The sequence below is a fragment of the Rhodococcus sp. IEGM 1302 genome (assembly GCF_030056935.1).
Lineage (GTDB): Bacteria > Actinomycetota > Actinomycetes > Mycobacteriales > Mycobacteriaceae > Rhodococcus_F > Rhodococcus_F qingshengii.
Map to the genome: position 1 here is coordinate 158,314 of NZ_JASHKY010000004.1, position 14,181 is coordinate 172,494.

A 14,181-nucleotide genomic window follows, 5' to 3' on the forward strand; every position below is an offset into this window, starting at 1 on the left:
CAGGTTCGTCGGAGCCGGCCCGATAAATCTAGGACGCATGACGACAGAAGCCATGCAGACCGCGGGCAGCACGGACGCAGAGGAGGTCTCCGCGACGACTGTAGTGCTGGACGTGGTCGTCCCGGTATACAACGAAGAGGCAGGCCTCGAGACGTGCGTGCGGCGCCTGCGCCGGCATTTACGCACGCAGGTGCCATTCTCTGCACGAATTACCATCGCGGACAACGCCAGTGTCGACGGCACGTTGGCACTCGCCCGTTCCCTCGCCGAAGAATTCGACGACGTCCGGGTCGTCCACCTGGATGCGAAGGGTCGTGGTCGAGCACTGCGGCAGGTATGGAGCGACTCCGATGCCGACGTGGTCGCGTACATGGACGTCGACCTCTCGACCGACCTCAACGCCCTGATGCCGTTGATTGCTCCGTTGCTCTCCGGACACTCGGACATCGCCATCGGTTCCCGGCTGGCACGATCGTCCCGCGTGGTGCGCGGCCCCAAGCGTGAGTTCATCTCACGTAGCTACAACCTCATCCTCCGAAGCGCACTGCATGCTCGCTTCTCCGACGCCCAGTGCGGATTCAAAGCCATGCGCGTCGATGTTGCACGGCAACTACTTCCGCTGGTGGAGGACACCGGGTGGTTCTTCGATACCGAATTGCTGGTGCTGGCCGAGCGAGCGGGCATGCGGATTCACGAGGTCCCTGTCGACTGGGTGGACGACCCGGACAGCCGGGTGGACATCATTGCCACGGCAGTTGCCGACCTCAAAGGTGTGGTCCGTGTCGGGCGAGCACTGTCTACTGGTTCCCTTCCATTGGCCGAGCTCAGGGCTAGTTTCGGACGTGAACCGTTGGTTCCCGGAGTTCCACGAGGAATGGTCGGGCAGCTCTCACGCTTTGCCGTGGTGGGAGTCATTTCGACGCTCGCGTACGCGCTGCTCTACCTCGCTCTGCACTCGATCATGGGTGCGCAGTGGGCCAACGCCGTCGCATTGCTGGTGACCGCGGTATTCAACACCGCCGCCAACCGGGCCTTCACCTTCGGGATCCGAGGGTCGGAAGGATCCGCTCGTCACCAGATGCAGGGCCTGCTCGTGTTCGGGTTCGGTCTACTGCTCACCAGCGGATCGTTGTTCGTGCTCGACGTCATGGCGCCCGATGCTTCCAAGCACGTGGAGCTTGCCGTACTCGTCATCGCCAATCTTGTTGCCACAGTCAGTCGATTCATCGCACTGCGCTGGGTGTTTCGCACCGCACAATCCGTAGGAGCCAATCGATGACCGCCACTGCAGAGACACTCGCCGCGCCGCTGCCGGCGCCGGAACCGCAACGTCAGGTGCGCTGGGAACCGTGGGCACTGGGAGTGTTGTTGGTGGGCACCGGAGTCGCCTACATCTGGGGCCTGGGCGCGTCCGGATGGGCCAACTCGTTCTATGCTGCTGCGGTACAGGCAGGTTCGGTGTCTTGGAAGGCTTTCTTCTTCGGCTCCTCGGACGCTGCAAACTCGATCACCGTCGACAAGCCGCCCATGTCCCTGTGGTTGATGTCGCTGTCGGTTCGCATCTTCGGACTCAATTCCTGGGCGATGTTGGTGCCGCAGGCACTCCTCGGGGTCGGATCGGTTGCACTGTTGTGGGGAACGGTTCGACGGTATTTCGGTGCGGCCGCCGGCCTCCTCGCAGGCCTGGTACTTGCGCTCACACCCGTAGCGGCGCTGATGTTCCGGTTCAACAACCCGGATGCTCTGCTGGTGCTCCTGATGATCGCAGCAGTGTGGGCGATGATGCGCGCCGTGCAGGACGGCCGCACCCGCTGGCTCGTGTTGGTCGGTATCTTCTGCGGATTCGGTTTTCTGACAAAGCAATTACAGGTCATGTTGGTGGTTCCACCGCTGGCGCTCACCTATCTGATCGCCGGACCGCCGAAACTGGGTAAGCGCGTACTCCAACTGTTCGCGGCACTGGGCGGACTGATCGTCTCCGCCGGATGGTGGTTGGCAATCGTCGAACTGTGGCCGGCCGACTCGCGTCCGTGGATCGGTGGTTCACAGAACAATTCGATTCTCGAACTGACGCTCGGCTACAACGGGCTCGGGCGCTTGAGCGGCAACGAGACCGGAAGCGTCGGCGGCGGCGGAATGCGCGGTGCTGGTGATGCTGCGGCCGGCGCTGCTGCGGGCGGTTTCCCCGGCATGGGCGAGGCCGCAGGTGGTATGGCCGGGGGAGGTATGGCACCAGGTGGTGGGGCCGGCGGTGGTATGTGGGGGAGTACCGGCATTACCCGACTGTTCGAATCGGCCCAGGGCGGACAGATCGCCTGGTTGATTCCTGCTGCACTGATACTTCTGGTGGCTGGAATCGTGCTGCGAGGCAAGGCACCCCGCGCTGACACGCAGCGTGCGTCATTCATCGCCTGGGGGCTCTGGCTGTTGGTGACCGGACTGACCTTCAGTTTCATGGCGGGAATCTTCCACGCCTACTACACCGTTGCGCTGGCGCCGGCGATCGCCGCGCTGATCGGTTCAGGATCGGTAGTGGCGTGGCGTCATCGTGACGTCCTCTGGGTTCGCATCATTCTGGCGGTGTCCTTGGCCGCAACCGTCGCGATGGCGTGGGTACTGCTCGGACGCTCGCCTTCGTTCGTACCGTGGCTTCGCTGGACCATTCTGGTGGTCGGCATCGTCAGTGCCGTGGCAGTGCTGATTCCGGCAGTGACGCGAGGTCGATTGGCTGTGGCAGTGATTCTCGCAGCGATCTTCACCGGTCTGGCAGGTCCGACTGCATACGCGATCGACACGATCAACACTCCGCATACCGGTTCCATAGTTTCGGCCGGACCGAGCGTCGAAGGTGGAATGGGCGGGCCCGGCGGAGGCTTCGGTGGATTCGGTGGCACGGCTGATGGCGGTAACCGTCGGACTGACGGGGCTGGGACCGGAATGCCGGGCACGCCCCCTGTAGGAATGGGTCAGATGCCCGGTGGTGCAACAGTTCCGGGCGGTACCACGCCGACCACCGACGGAACGCGGGGCGCAATGGGAGGCGGTGCCGGTGGTCTACTGCAGGGCAGCACGCCGGGAGCCGCTGTTGTGTCCACTCTCGAAGAGAACTCCGACCAGTTCACGTGGGTAGCCGCGGCAATCGGGTCCAACAGCGCATCGGGTTATCAGCTTGCGACGCAGTCACCGGTCATGGCTATCGGAGGGTTCAACGGGAGCGATCCGTCGCCGACGCTCGCGCAGTTCCAGCAGTACGTGGCAGAGGGCAAGATTCACTTCTTCATCGCCGGCGGTGGGATGGGTGGCGGTATGAACGCCGAAGGCACCGCTACCGCTATCTCGACGTGGGTGACCGAAAACTTCACCGCCACAACGGTGGACGGAGTAACCCTCTACGACTTGACGGTTGCAGGCTGACCAACAGGAACGCACGCCAGGTCCGCATCGGAGGTGCTTCCTCCGATGCGGACCTGGCGTGAAGTTGTATGCCTGAGGTTCGTCCTCAGGTTTTGAAGGTGGTGTTCGCCGGCCGTGGGTGCTGCTGCGGGTCGATCGAGGGTGGCGGGATGAACCACGGTTTGTTGTCGACACCGATTCGGATCACCCATTTCCCGACGAACCCGGCTTTTCGGTGCATCAACCGATGATGTGAACGGCACAGCAGCACCAGGTTGTTCATCACCGTCGGGCCACCGTTCGCCCAGTGCCGGATATGGTGCGCATCAGTCCACGCGGGCACGCATGTGCAGCCCGGGAACGCGCAGCCTCTGTCTCGGGCAATCAACGCCACTCGCTGTTCGGCGGTGACCAACCGTTTTCCTGGTTGCGCATCGAGCGGTGCCCCATGATCGTCGAGCAGAACGGTCGACAGGAAACAATCACACCCGAGAAGCCTGGTCTGCGACACCGACAGCGGTCCGAGCCAGGGCATGTGCCCGACATCAAGATCCGACACAGCCATTCCGTCATCAGCAGTGGAGGGTGCTGCGGCGCAGTCCCGATGCTCAGCGAGATCACGGGCGTTGATGTGCACGTTCACGTGCGGGCGCTGACCACCGTCGGTGCCGGTTTTGGCGCAGTCGAGGTACCGGCGGATCAGTTCGGTGAACCCGTCGGCCGTCCGCTTGGCCGCCGACCGAGCATCCGGGGTTCCATCCGGTGCCGGGGTGGGCATCGTCAGATTCGACAACGCCGACAGCAGCATTTCACCGGTCAGGGCATCGAAATCACCACGCACCACCACCCGACCGTTCAACGTCGACGCGATCCGCAACTCGTTGAGATCGACATCCTCGGCGGGCGGGATCTCATCCGATTCGAACAACCGCTCCAACGTCGCGATCACGTTCCGCACTTTCGTCGTCGTCGCCTCCACACCCGACGCAGCCGCCAACAACAAATCGATGCACTTCGGTAGCGCCTCCTCCGGCATCCCCTTCGGCGGTGACTCACAGAACGCCACGATCAACACAGCATGATCGAACGAGCAATCCCCGCCATCGAACCGAGCAGCCACCGCCGGAAACGGCCGCAACGCCGCACCCAACGCGGCGATCTTCTTCCCGTCCCGAACCTGCAGCATCGTGTTAGCCGCCAACCACGCACCCACCCCGCGACTGGCAATCACCTGATCATCCGGGCGCAACGACAACTCGTCCACCACCGCCACCCGCACAGCCTCGAGACGCAGAATCTCCGCACTCGCTTCGACAGCAGCAGCACGCAACTCGGCAGCAGTCAACTGCCACAGGCGTCCGCGTAACCCCACCGCAGAACCAGACACCACATCCGACAACAAGACGCTCATTGAATCCCCCGATCCCCTCCCCAAACCATACTCGAACACGTGTTCGAGTCAAGGGCCGATTTCGCAGGGGCTAAGCGCTAATAATGTCGAGGTCGTGGACAACGTCGCAGCAGGCGCCGAGCAATTCGCGATCATGGCTGATGAGTAATACGCCGACGCCGGTTTCGGCGGCGCGACTCTCGATCAACCGAATGAGCGCGGCCGTCGTGGCGGCGTCGAGCATCGCCGTCGCCTCGTCACAGATGAGGTATTTCGGTTGTTGCGCCAGCGATCTCGCCAGGCAGGCGCGCTGTAGTTGGCCGTCGCTCACCTGGTGTGGTCTGCGCGACAAGAGATCGGGAGTGAGGCCCACTTCTGCTGCCAGCGCGGCCACATCGATTGACCTACTGGCAATGTCACCGGGTTGGCCGATGATCGAGGCGAGCGTCTGCCGAGGGTCGGTCGATGCGCGAGGTGACTGAAACAGCATGGACACCGTGCCGCGTAGTGCCGCGGGTACCGAGAATTTGGTACCCACAACGGGTGATCCGTCGATCCGCACCTCGCCTGACCACGGTGCGTCCAACGTGGCGAGAATCCTTGCAAGTGTTGTTTTTCCGGTGCCCGAAGTCCCGCTCAGGCCGATCAGCCTTCTCGGCGGAATTTCGAGCGAGACGTTCTCGAGCACCGGTCGGTTCCGGTGGTAACCGCTGGTAATTCCCAGAGCTTGCAAACTCATGTCAGCCCACCTTCCGCAGCGTTCGGTACGTGCGGTCACCCAATGTGACGAGTTCGGTCGGGCCACCGGATTGTTTCGACTCCGGGCGTCGTAGGTGATAGACGCACTCCTCGGGGAGATCGGTGAGTTGCGGTGGCGATCCCGGCATGGGAGTCAAACCTCTGGAAGGTAAGGCGCCGAGAAGGTCTCGGGTGTAATCGTGAAGCGGATCTTTGAACACCAGCGCGGCCGGGCCGGTCTCCATGATGCGTGATGCGTACATGACGGCAAGTCGATCAGCGACACCGCTGCGGGTGAGGGATGCCAGGTCATGGGTGATGAGCAGGACCGCCGCTCCGGCGTCCGCGCACTCTCGAAGTAATCCCATGACGTGGTCGGTGAGTTCGCGGTCGAGGTTGGCGGTGGGTTCGTCTGCGACGATCACCGACGGATTCCCGGCCAGCGCACCGGCAATGGCCACGCGTTGCGCCATGCCGCCCGACAGTTCGTGCGGGTAGCAGTCCAGGGCCGACGGTTCGAGTCCGACGCGAAGTGCCAAGGCATCGCAAGTGTGATCGCTGCCGAGTGCGTCGATCGTCTCCTGTAGCTGCGATCGCGCAGTGCGGACGGGGGTGAGATGTGTTGCGGCGGATTGTGGAACGAGAGCCACGTGCCGCCCACGGAACGCGGCGCCGGAGAAGACGTCGATCTCGAGGTCCGGTGTTCCGACGGTGACCGTTCCGGTTCGAGAAGCATTCGGCGGCAACATGTTCATGACCGAGGTGGCGATGATCGACTTGCCACACCCCGATTCCCCGACAAGTGCGGTCACCGTGCCAGCTTGAACGTCGAGGTCGATGTCGCTCGCAGCGTGAACTACCGATCCTCCGAGTAGAGGGATCCTGACGGTGAGAGATTCGATGCGCAGGCCGTGGTTCACAGTCGCAACTCCGAAGGTCGAGGGGGCGTGAGCATCGACCGCAGGGCCGAACCGGCGACGGCAACTGCGACGGTGGCGATCACGAGAACTGTGGCGGGGAATACCAGCGTCCACCAACCGCCGAGGAGCAGAGAACTGCGTGCCTCTTCGAGAAGCGTCCCGAGACTGGGCTTGTGCGGGGGAAGGCCGAATCCCAGGAAGGACAACGTCGATTCGTGCCAGACGGCGTGGGGCAGCAGGAGAACGACTGCGATCAAAGCCTGTGGCGCCGTCGCCGGCACGAGGTGGCGCATGATCACGTGACGTCGACTGGCTCCCGCGAGAATGGCGGCGTCGATGTAGGGACGCTCGCGCAGACTCAAGATCTCGGAGCGGATGATCCGGGCCACTTGGGTCCAGTGGGTCAGTGCGATCGAAAGCACGATGGCGGCAATGCTTCCACGGAACATCGCGACGATGACGATGCCGAGCAACAGGTGGGGGAGTGCGTTGACGGCATCGGTGCCGCGCATGACGAACCTGTCCACCCAGCCGCCGACCAGTCCGGCCGTAGTGCCGACGGCGACGCCGATCACCGTGGCGAGCAGTGCGCAGGCGAGTGCGATCAGAAGTGAGGTTCTGATGCCTGCAGCTATGCGCACGAATAGATCTCGGCCCGCCGAGTCAGTTCCGAACGGGTGATCGAACGACGGAGCCAGGCGAGCCGCCGAGAAGTCTGTGACTCGGTCGTCGACGTCGGCCAACCATGGGACCAACGCCGCGTACAGCGCCACGAGGATCAGCACGCCGACGGCGATCTTGAAGCGTCGTTCAGCCATCGGTACTCACTCTCGGGTCGAGTACTGCAACGAGGACGTCGGCAATTAGTGAGCCGAGCATGACCGTCAATGTCGTACCGACGGTGAGGAACGCGAGCAGTGCCATGTCGAGGTCACGGGCTGACGAGACGATGGCGCCGGCGATCCCTGGCCAACTGAAGACCTCTTCCACCAGCACTGCCCCGACTATCAGCTCGGGCAGTCGCACGCCGACGATGTTCACGAAAGGCGCCAGTGAGGTCGGCAGTATGTGGCGTTTCGTGATGGTCGGCGTCGGGATTCCGCGTGCTACGGCGCCCGCGACAAATCCCTCACTTTTCGAACCCACGACGGATTCTCGGACCGCGAGTAGGAGCCACGGCATCTGCGAGATGGAGAGGACCGTCACCGGTAGGACCAAGTGCCGGATCACCTGTCCCGGTGTGGGATCGGCACCCCCGTCGGTCAACCCGGCGACCGGGAGCCAGCCGAGAGTCAACGCGAAGAGCGCGATGGCACCCAGCGACAAGACAAACGGCGGAAGTCCTTGGACCACGACGCTCAGCCCGGACACGGTCTTGTCCAAGAATCCTCCACTGCGGATTCCGGCGAGAACACCGAGTGTCAGCGAGGCGAGAATCGCGATGAGGAGCGAGATACCGACCAGCAGCAGGGTCCATGGCAGACGCTCGGAGATAACTTGGGAAACAGGCTGATTGAACGATCTGGAGATCCCGAGATCACCGGTGAACACGCCCTGGAGCCAATTCCAGTACGTGCTGTACCAGGGGTTGTCGAAACCCATCTGATCGGCGATCAACGCTTTGTCCGCGTCGCTGGTCGTCATGTATCGCGTGCCCAGGTAGCCGACAAGTGGATCGAACGGTGAGATCGCGGCGGCGGCAAAGAGTCCCGCGGACACCACGGCGATCACCGGCACGATGAACAACGCCCGCCGACCGACCATCGTGAGGATGGCCTTTCGGCGGGAGTTGCCACGGTGGTCGAGCGATTGCCGCGCGTCTACCCGAACGTCGACCGCTGTCATTGCCCTCTGGCCCACGTCTGCAGTGACCACCACGGGCCCCAGGTCACACCGTGTGAGTGTGGCTCGAGTACAGGTCCGGACATCTGCCAGTCGGAATCCTTCGAAACGTACGTATGGTCGAGGAATACGAGGATGACAAATCCGGGATCCTCGACGTACGCCTGCTGCACGTCGCGATACGCGGCGTCACGCGTTGCCTGATCCAGGCTGCGGCGTCCTACTTCCAAGCCTGCGTCGACTGCTGGATTGGAGTAGTCGCTGGCGTTGTCGTAGATGCTGCCGACCCCGGGCGCTATGTACTTCGAGTTCAGCGCGTCGTACGCCTGCGTGTCTGGATCGAAAGGTTCGTCTCCACCACCGAGAAGCGTCGAATCCTGGTTGATTCGAGGGTCTATGCGGTCCCAGGAGAGCGCTTCGAGATCCACCTCGATGCCGACAGCGAGAGCATCGGAGGCAAATGCCTGAGCGAGATCACGTCGAACGGTGTCGACGGAGTTGTACATGATCGTGAACTGCGCCCGCTGACCGTCTTTCGAACGGATTCCGTCGGCACCTTCGATCCAGCCCGCTTCGGTGAGAATTCGCTCGGCCTCGGCCGGGTCGTAGGCGAAGGTTGCGTTCGGGTTGTACGAATCGCCGTAGACCTCGGGGATCGGAGTGGCGGCGACGCGGCCGTGTCCGCCCAGGACGTTGTCGATCATCGACTGGCGATCGGCGGCGAGGTTGAGCGCCATCCGTACGGCTTTGTCGCCTGCCACGGGATTGTTCGTCGGAAGTGAGAGACCGCGCCAGTCCGCTGACTGATGGGCAGTCACCGACATGTTGTCTTTGCCCGAGAACGTATTGGCAAGCAGTGGAGGGAGATTGGTTCCGTCAATCTCGCCGGATACCATACGTTGGGCGCGGGTGTTGTCGTCCGGAACGTAGAGGAGAGTGAGCTTCTTGATCTCCGGTGCACCGTCCCAGTAGTTCTCGTTCGCCTCGAAGACCGCTCGATCCGGTGAGAGATCGACGAGTGTGTACGGACCCGTACCGACAGGCGCGGTGTTCAACGGCGATTCGGCGGCCAGTCCGGGTGTCGCGAGGGATTCCGACGGGACCATGCCGATCAGCATCTTCGTCAGCAGGGGCGCATACGAGTAGGCGAGACGAAACTCGACTGTGCTGTCGTCGACGGCCACGACGTCGCTGATCATGTCGTACGACGACCGCGCTTCGGAGGCGGAAGCGGGATCGAGGATCGCCTTGTACGTGGCAACCACGTCGTCGGCGTCGAAGGTCGACCCGTCGGAGAAGGTGACCCCGTCGCGGAGTTTGACCGTCCAGACTGTCGCGTCGGCATTGGCAGTGGGCATCTCCGCGGCCAGAGACGGCTCGAATCCCGGCATGCCGGTCCCTCCGGTGAGCCGGACGAGGCCGTCGTACATCTTGGCCTCACCGGCAGCGCCGAAGCCTGCGACCGGGTTGTAGCCGCCCAGCTCGTAGCCGTCGGCCAAGACCAGGCCGTCGCTGTTGCCCGAGGAGTCGGTGCCAGTCGGGCTACTGCACGACGTGATCAGAAGTGCGCCGATTGCGGCGGTTGCGGTGAGCGTCAGAACGCCTGGTTTGTGGAGTTTCACGGGTGTCCTTTCCTTGGTGGACAGGTGTACGAAAACATCTGTTCACCTATTCAGGTATTCATATGATCTCATCTCGAAACGGATATTTCGCACAAAGGCCGAACGCTGGGACCTTGGCCCCGCCAGTGGCACTCCGAGAGCCCTGTTATCGCAGGCCGTAGTCTGTTCACCGTGCGCGTACTAGTAATCGGCTCCGGAGCCCGTGAACATGCCCTCCTTCTCTCTCTTGCTCGCGATCCAGGTGTCACGGCCCTGATCTGCGCGCCTGGCAATGCCGGGATCGCAAAAATCGCCGAGCAGCACCCCATCGACGTCGCTTCGGGTGACGCGGTTACCGCGCTGGCCCAGAAGGTCGAAGCCGACCTCGTCGTCATCGGACCCGAGGTTCCGCTGGTCCTCGGTGTCGCAGACGCGGTGCGCGCAGCAGGTATCGCCTGCTTCGGGCCTTCGGCCGACGCCGCCCGCATCGAGGGATCGAAGGCTTTCGCCAAGGACGTGATGGCTGTCGCCGGCGTCAAGACCGCTCACAGTGAGATCGTCGACAATCCGGCCAAGCTCGACGAAGCACTCGACCGCTTCGGTCCCAACTGGGTGGTCAAGGACGACGGATTGGCCGCGGGTAAGGGCGTAGTCGTCACGACGGATCGTCTCGCCGCGCGCGATCATGCCGCAGAACTGCTCGAGACCGGACACCCGGTTCTCCTCGAGTCCTTCCTCGACGGTCCGGAAGTTTCGCTCTTCTGCCTCGTCGACGGCGAAACCGTGATCCCGCTGCTCCCGGCTCAGGACCACAAGCGAGTAGGCGACGGAGACTCCGGACCCAACACCGGCGGCATGGGCGCGTACACCCCATTGCCGTGGCTGCCCGACGAGATGGTCACGCAGATCGTCGACGACGTCGTCAAGCCTGTCGCTGCCGAGTTGGTCGCGCGCGGTAGCAGTTTCTCCGGCCTTCTCTACGCCGGTCTGGCGATCGGTGTCGACGGCCCGGCCGTCGTCGAATTCAACTGCCGGTTCGGTGACCCCGAAACTCAGGCCGTGCTTGCTCTCCTCGAAACGCCGCTGGGCGGTCTACTCAATGCGGCCTCGACCGGAACACTCGATTCGGTCGGTCCGTTGCAGTGGCGCGACGGTTCCGCTGTCACGGTCGTGATTGCCGCGGAGAACTACCCGTCAACCCCACGCACCGGCGACGTGATCACCGGAGCCGACGCCGACGGAGTCCTGCACGCCGGTACCAAGAAGCGTGAAGACGGTGCCGTCGTCTCGGCCGGCGGGCGTGTGCTGAGTGTTGTCGGAGTGGGCAAGGATCTGACCGAAGCTCGCGACGACGCCTACGCAAAGATCGCCGACGTCAAGCTTCCCGGCGGTCATTTCCGCAAGGACATCGGGCTCGGCGCCGTCGAAGGTCGCATCTCAATTCCCTGACTCGTTCTTTCGGAGGGCCGGTGAACTTTCTGTTCATCGGCCCTTTTCATGGAAAATCAACGGTTCCTTGAAGTTACCCACGAGTATGGACTTCTCGTTCGGTTTCTCCCGGTATATCTCAGCGCGGGGGTCACGGAAAGAGAAGGGCACACTTGAGCATTCGCGCTGGATCCAACGAACGGCACGCACGTACCAATTCCACGCTCTCGCGTAGAAACTTCTTGGCAGCAACAGGATTAGCTGTGGGGGCCGCCGCACTCTCGTCCTCGTGGACCACGGCGGCCGCTGCGCCCAGACGAGCATTGAACGACGGAGACCGTGTCCCCGCGCTCGTGATCGGCAGTGGATACGGCGGTGCCGTTGCGGCACTTCGCCTGACACAGGCCGGTATCGACACGCACATGGTCGAGATGGGGAAGTCGTGGACCACACCAGGGTCCGACGGCAAGATCTTCTGCCCGATGCTCTCGCCCGACGGTCGGTCCTTCTGGCTCAGAGACCGTACAGTTCAACCGGTTTCACACTTCTCCGGCGGCTCGGTGGACAAGAACATCAGCCGCTACGTCGGTGTTCTCGACGCCGAGGACTTCGGCGGGATCAAGGTCTACCAGGGCCGAGGGGTCGGCGGTGGGTCGCTGGTCAACGGCGGTATGGCCGTCACACCCAAGCGTAACTATTTCGAAGAGATCCTGCCCGGTGTCGATTCCAACGAGATGTACTCGACGTATTTCCCGCGCGCGAACGCTGCGCTCGGAGTCAACAACATCGACCCGGCCTGGTTCGAATCGACCGAGTACTACAAGTTCGCGCGGACGGGGCGAAAGACCGCTGAGAGATCCGGTTACACAACAACGTTCGTGCCGAATGTCTACGACTTCAACTACATGAAGCAAGAAGCTGCCGGCCAGGTCACCAAGTCCGCTCTGGTCAGTGAGGTCATCTACGGCAACAATGCCGGAAAGAAATCTCTGGACAAGACGTACCTCGCTGCGGCATCCGCCACCGGCAAGCTCACCATTTCAGCTCTGCACGTCGTGACCTCGGTTTCCCCGGCCGCGACCGGCGGTGGCTATCAAGTGGTGATGAACCAGATCAACGAGCAGGGCAATACCGTCGGCACCAAGACAGTGACGGCGGACAAGGTCTTCTTCGCGGCCGGCAGTATCGGGACCAGCAAGCTCCTGGTCGCGATGAAAGCGCAAGGGCAGCTGGCGAATTTGCCGGGTGCAGTTGGACAGGAATGGGGTCACAACGGCAACGTGATGGTGGGCCGCGCCAATCACATGTGGGACGCCACCGGTGCGAAGCAGTCGGCGATCCCCGTGATGGGTATCGACAACTGGGCCGACACATCCGCTCCCGTCTTTGCGGAAATCGCACCCTTCCCGGCCGGTACCGAACTGTGGGTCAGCCTGTACTTGGCGATTGCCAAGAATCCGCAACGTGCTCAGTTCCAATTCAACTCGGCAACAGGCAAGGTCGGATTGAACTGGCAGCGCTCGCAGAACCAGCCGTCGATCGACATGGCGAAGAAGCTCTTCGACAAGATCAACAAGAAGGAAGGCACGATCTACCGGACCGACCTCTTCGGCCCGACGCAGACGTGGGGCGATCAGTTGACGTACCACCCCCTCGGCGGTTGTGTGCTCGGCAAGGCGACCGACGGCTACGGTCGTCTGCCGGAGTACCCGGGTCTGTACGTCATGGACGGATCCCTCGTACCGGGCAATGTGGGAGTCAATCCGTTCGTCACCATCACCGCTCTGGCCGAACGGAATATCGAGAACATCATTGCGAACGACATGAACTAGGGCGGTAACTCGTCAGCAGGTGCGGTGCGGTGCGGCAGGTGCTGCACCGCACCGCTTCTGTATGTCCCGGAGTGTCATCGCGGCGCGTGATCTCGCAATGATCGATTGACTCGGTCGAGGATACCGACGGCAGTGGTCAATGTGTCGAGGGCGCCCTCGTCGAGGGACGCCAATTCTTCGGCGAGAACGCCGATGCGTAGTTCGGATCGACGGTCTCGTCGCGCGCTTCGCTCGTCCTTCACGAAAAGTGTGCTCACTCGGCCGTCCGTGGGATCGGGTCGCCGTTCGATCAGGTCTTTGTCGGAGAGTGTGCGCACCAGCGTGCTGACGGTGTTCGGGCGTCTGGAGAGACGATCGGCCACGGCCCCGATGCGAGTGCCCGGATGGTGTGCGACATCGTGAAGTACTTCGGATTGTGCCTCTGGCAGAGTCGCGTCGGTACCCGACGTATCCATGTATTCCCGCAGCGCTCGACGCAATTCGAACGCCGCAGCGATGAGTGATCTCGATGCTTCTTCCGCGGTGGGCACGTGATCAGAGTAGCGATCGACCCCGTGTGATCCTCGCCCTGGAACTGTATCTGACACAGATATAGTTTACAGTTCTTCATAGGGTAGGGTCACCTAACCATGACGGAAGATGAAGCTGTCATGCTTCACGACGTACGGGACACGATCATGAATTTTCGAAAGAAGTCACGCAGTGTAATGCTGATCGGCGCACTGACATTGGTGGCAGCTCTCAGTGGCTGCTCGAGCGAGGACGCGTCGCCCACAGATGCCGAGATCAGTGCGTCGGCTCCGGCGGACTCTGCGTTTGTCGCTCCGCGAGAAGTCCCGGTTGGAATGGGGAGCGGAAAGTCGGACGGCGAGTTCCCTCGTACCGTCTCACACTTCAAAGGGGACACCACGATCGAATCGCAGCCCGAAAAGGTTGTTGTCATCTCGACCGGGCAAGCAGATGCACTCCTGTCGCTCGGTGTCGTGCCCGCAGGTTCGACGCGTGGTGACGGTGCGGACCTGGTGCCTCCGTAATTG

At 62.5% G+C, this 14,181-nt stretch carries 12 protein-coding genes; 5 read left to right on the forward strand and 7 right to left on the reverse strand.

Annotated features, from left to right (window positions below; genetic code table 11):
* Positions 1–37: 37 nt before the first annotated feature.
* Together QM609_RS09870 and QM609_RS09875 are read left to right on the forward strand one after the other, a co-directional pair.
* Complete coding sequence (locus tag QM609_RS09870; RefSeq protein WP_007734387.1) at positions 38–1,279, forward strand: bifunctional glycosyltransferase family 2/GtrA family protein; 1,242 nt, start codon at positions 38–40, stop codon at positions 1,277–1,279.
* Positions 1,276–3,414 (forward strand): ArnT family glycosyltransferase, encoded by a 2,139-nt coding sequence (locus tag QM609_RS09875; protein ID WP_054188099.1) that lies wholly within the window; start codon positions 1,276–1,278, stop codon positions 3,412–3,414. Before QM609_RS09870 ends, QM609_RS09875 begins: the two co-directional genes overlap by 4 nt.
* An 85-nt stretch (positions 3,415–3,499) precedes the next feature.
* Here QM609_RS09875 and QM609_RS09880 read toward each other — a convergent pair whose 3' ends face one another.
* The 6 genes from QM609_RS09880 to QM609_RS09905 form a co-directional block, all read right to left on the reverse strand.
* On the reverse strand, positions 3,500–4,804 hold the full coding sequence (locus QM609_RS09880) for an HNH endonuclease signature motif containing protein (protein WP_076948586.1): 1,305 nt from the start codon (positions 4,802–4,804) through the stop codon (positions 3,500–3,502).
* Positions 4,805–4,874: 70 nt separating this feature from the next.
* Entirely contained in the window at positions 4,875–5,522 is a 648-nt protein-coding gene (locus QM609_RS09885) for an ABC transporter ATP-binding protein (RefSeq protein ID WP_054188026.1), read from the reverse strand.
* Position 5,523: 1 nt separating this feature from the next.
* A complete protein-coding gene (locus QM609_RS09890; protein ID WP_054188025.1) occupies positions 5,524–6,441 on the reverse strand; it encodes an oligopeptide/dipeptide ABC transporter ATP-binding protein in 918 nt (305 codons plus the stop codon).
* Entirely contained in the window at positions 6,438–7,259 is an 822-nt protein-coding gene (locus QM609_RS09895) for an ABC transporter permease (protein ID WP_054188024.1), read from the reverse strand. Before QM609_RS09895 ends, QM609_RS09890 begins: the two co-directional genes overlap by 4 nt.
* Positions 7,252–8,286 (reverse strand): ABC transporter permease, encoded by a 1,035-nt coding sequence (locus tag QM609_RS09900; protein ID WP_007734398.1) that lies wholly within the window; start codon positions 8,284–8,286, stop codon positions 7,252–7,254. Before QM609_RS09900 ends, QM609_RS09895 begins: the two co-directional genes overlap by 8 nt.
* Positions 8,283–9,905, reverse strand: a complete 1,623-nt coding sequence (locus QM609_RS09905) for an ABC transporter substrate-binding protein (RefSeq protein ID WP_054188023.1) — start codon at positions 9,903–9,905, stop codon at positions 8,283–8,285. The genes QM609_RS09900 and QM609_RS09905 overlap by 4 nt, the downstream gene beginning before the upstream one ends.
* Positions 9,906–10,076: 171 nt before the next feature.
* Between QM609_RS09905 and purD the strand changes: the two genes are divergently transcribed.
* Positions 10,077–11,333: a phosphoribosylamine--glycine ligase gene (purD, locus tag QM609_RS09910; RefSeq protein ID WP_007734401.1), complete on the forward strand. Its 1,257-nt coding sequence runs from the start codon at positions 10,077–10,079 to the stop codon at positions 11,331–11,333.
* A gap of 152 nt (positions 11,334–11,485) precedes the next feature.
* Positions 11,486–13,144 (forward strand): GMC oxidoreductase, encoded by a 1,659-nt coding sequence (locus tag QM609_RS09915; RefSeq protein WP_054188022.1) that lies wholly within the window; start codon positions 11,486–11,488, stop codon positions 13,142–13,144.
* Between the two features lie 74 nt (positions 13,145–13,218).
* Here the strand turns inward: QM609_RS09915 and QM609_RS09920 are convergent, their stop codons facing one another.
* Positions 13,219–13,674 carry a MarR family winged helix-turn-helix transcriptional regulator gene (locus tag QM609_RS09920; protein ID WP_054188021.1) on the reverse strand — a complete coding sequence of 152 codons (456 nt, stop codon included), beginning with the start codon at positions 13,672–13,674 and terminating at the stop codon, positions 13,219–13,221.
* A gap of 99 nt (positions 13,675–13,773) precedes the next feature.
* Between QM609_RS09920 and QM609_RS09925 the strand changes: the two genes are divergently transcribed.
* Positions 13,774–14,178 (forward strand): ABC transporter substrate-binding protein, encoded by a 405-nt coding sequence (locus tag QM609_RS09925; RefSeq protein ID WP_283337274.1) that lies wholly within the window; start codon positions 13,774–13,776, stop codon positions 14,176–14,178.
* Positions 14,179–14,181 lie beyond the last annotated feature (3 nt).

Excerpts from the sequence above, each read along its gene's own strand:
- QM609_RS09870 (WP_007734387.1), top strand. The coding sequence starts at position 38 with ATGACGACAGAAGCCATGCAGACCGCGGGCAGCACGGACGCAGAGGAG.
- QM609_RS09875 (WP_054188099.1), top strand. The coding sequence starts at position 1,276 with ATGACCGCCACTGCAGAGACACTCGCCGCGCCGCTGCCGGCGCCGGAA.
- QM609_RS09880 (WP_076948586.1), bottom strand. The coding sequence starts at position 4,804 with ATGAGCGTCTTGTTGTCGGATGTGGTGTCTGGTTCTGCGGTGGGGTTA.
- QM609_RS09885 (WP_054188026.1), bottom strand. The coding sequence starts at position 5,522 with ATGAGTTTGCAAGCTCTGGGAATTACCAGCGGTTACCACCGGAACCGA.
- QM609_RS09895 (WP_054188024.1), bottom strand. The coding sequence starts at position 7,259 with ATGGCTGAACGACGCTTCAAGATCGCCGTCGGCGTGCTGATCCTCGTG.
- QM609_RS09900 (WP_007734398.1), bottom strand. The coding sequence starts at position 8,286 with ATGACAGCGGTCGACGTTCGGGTAGACGCGCGGCAATCGCTCGACCAC.
- QM609_RS09925 (WP_283337274.1), top strand. The coding sequence starts at position 13,774 with ATGACGGAAGATGAAGCTGTCATGCTTCACGACGTACGGGACACGATC.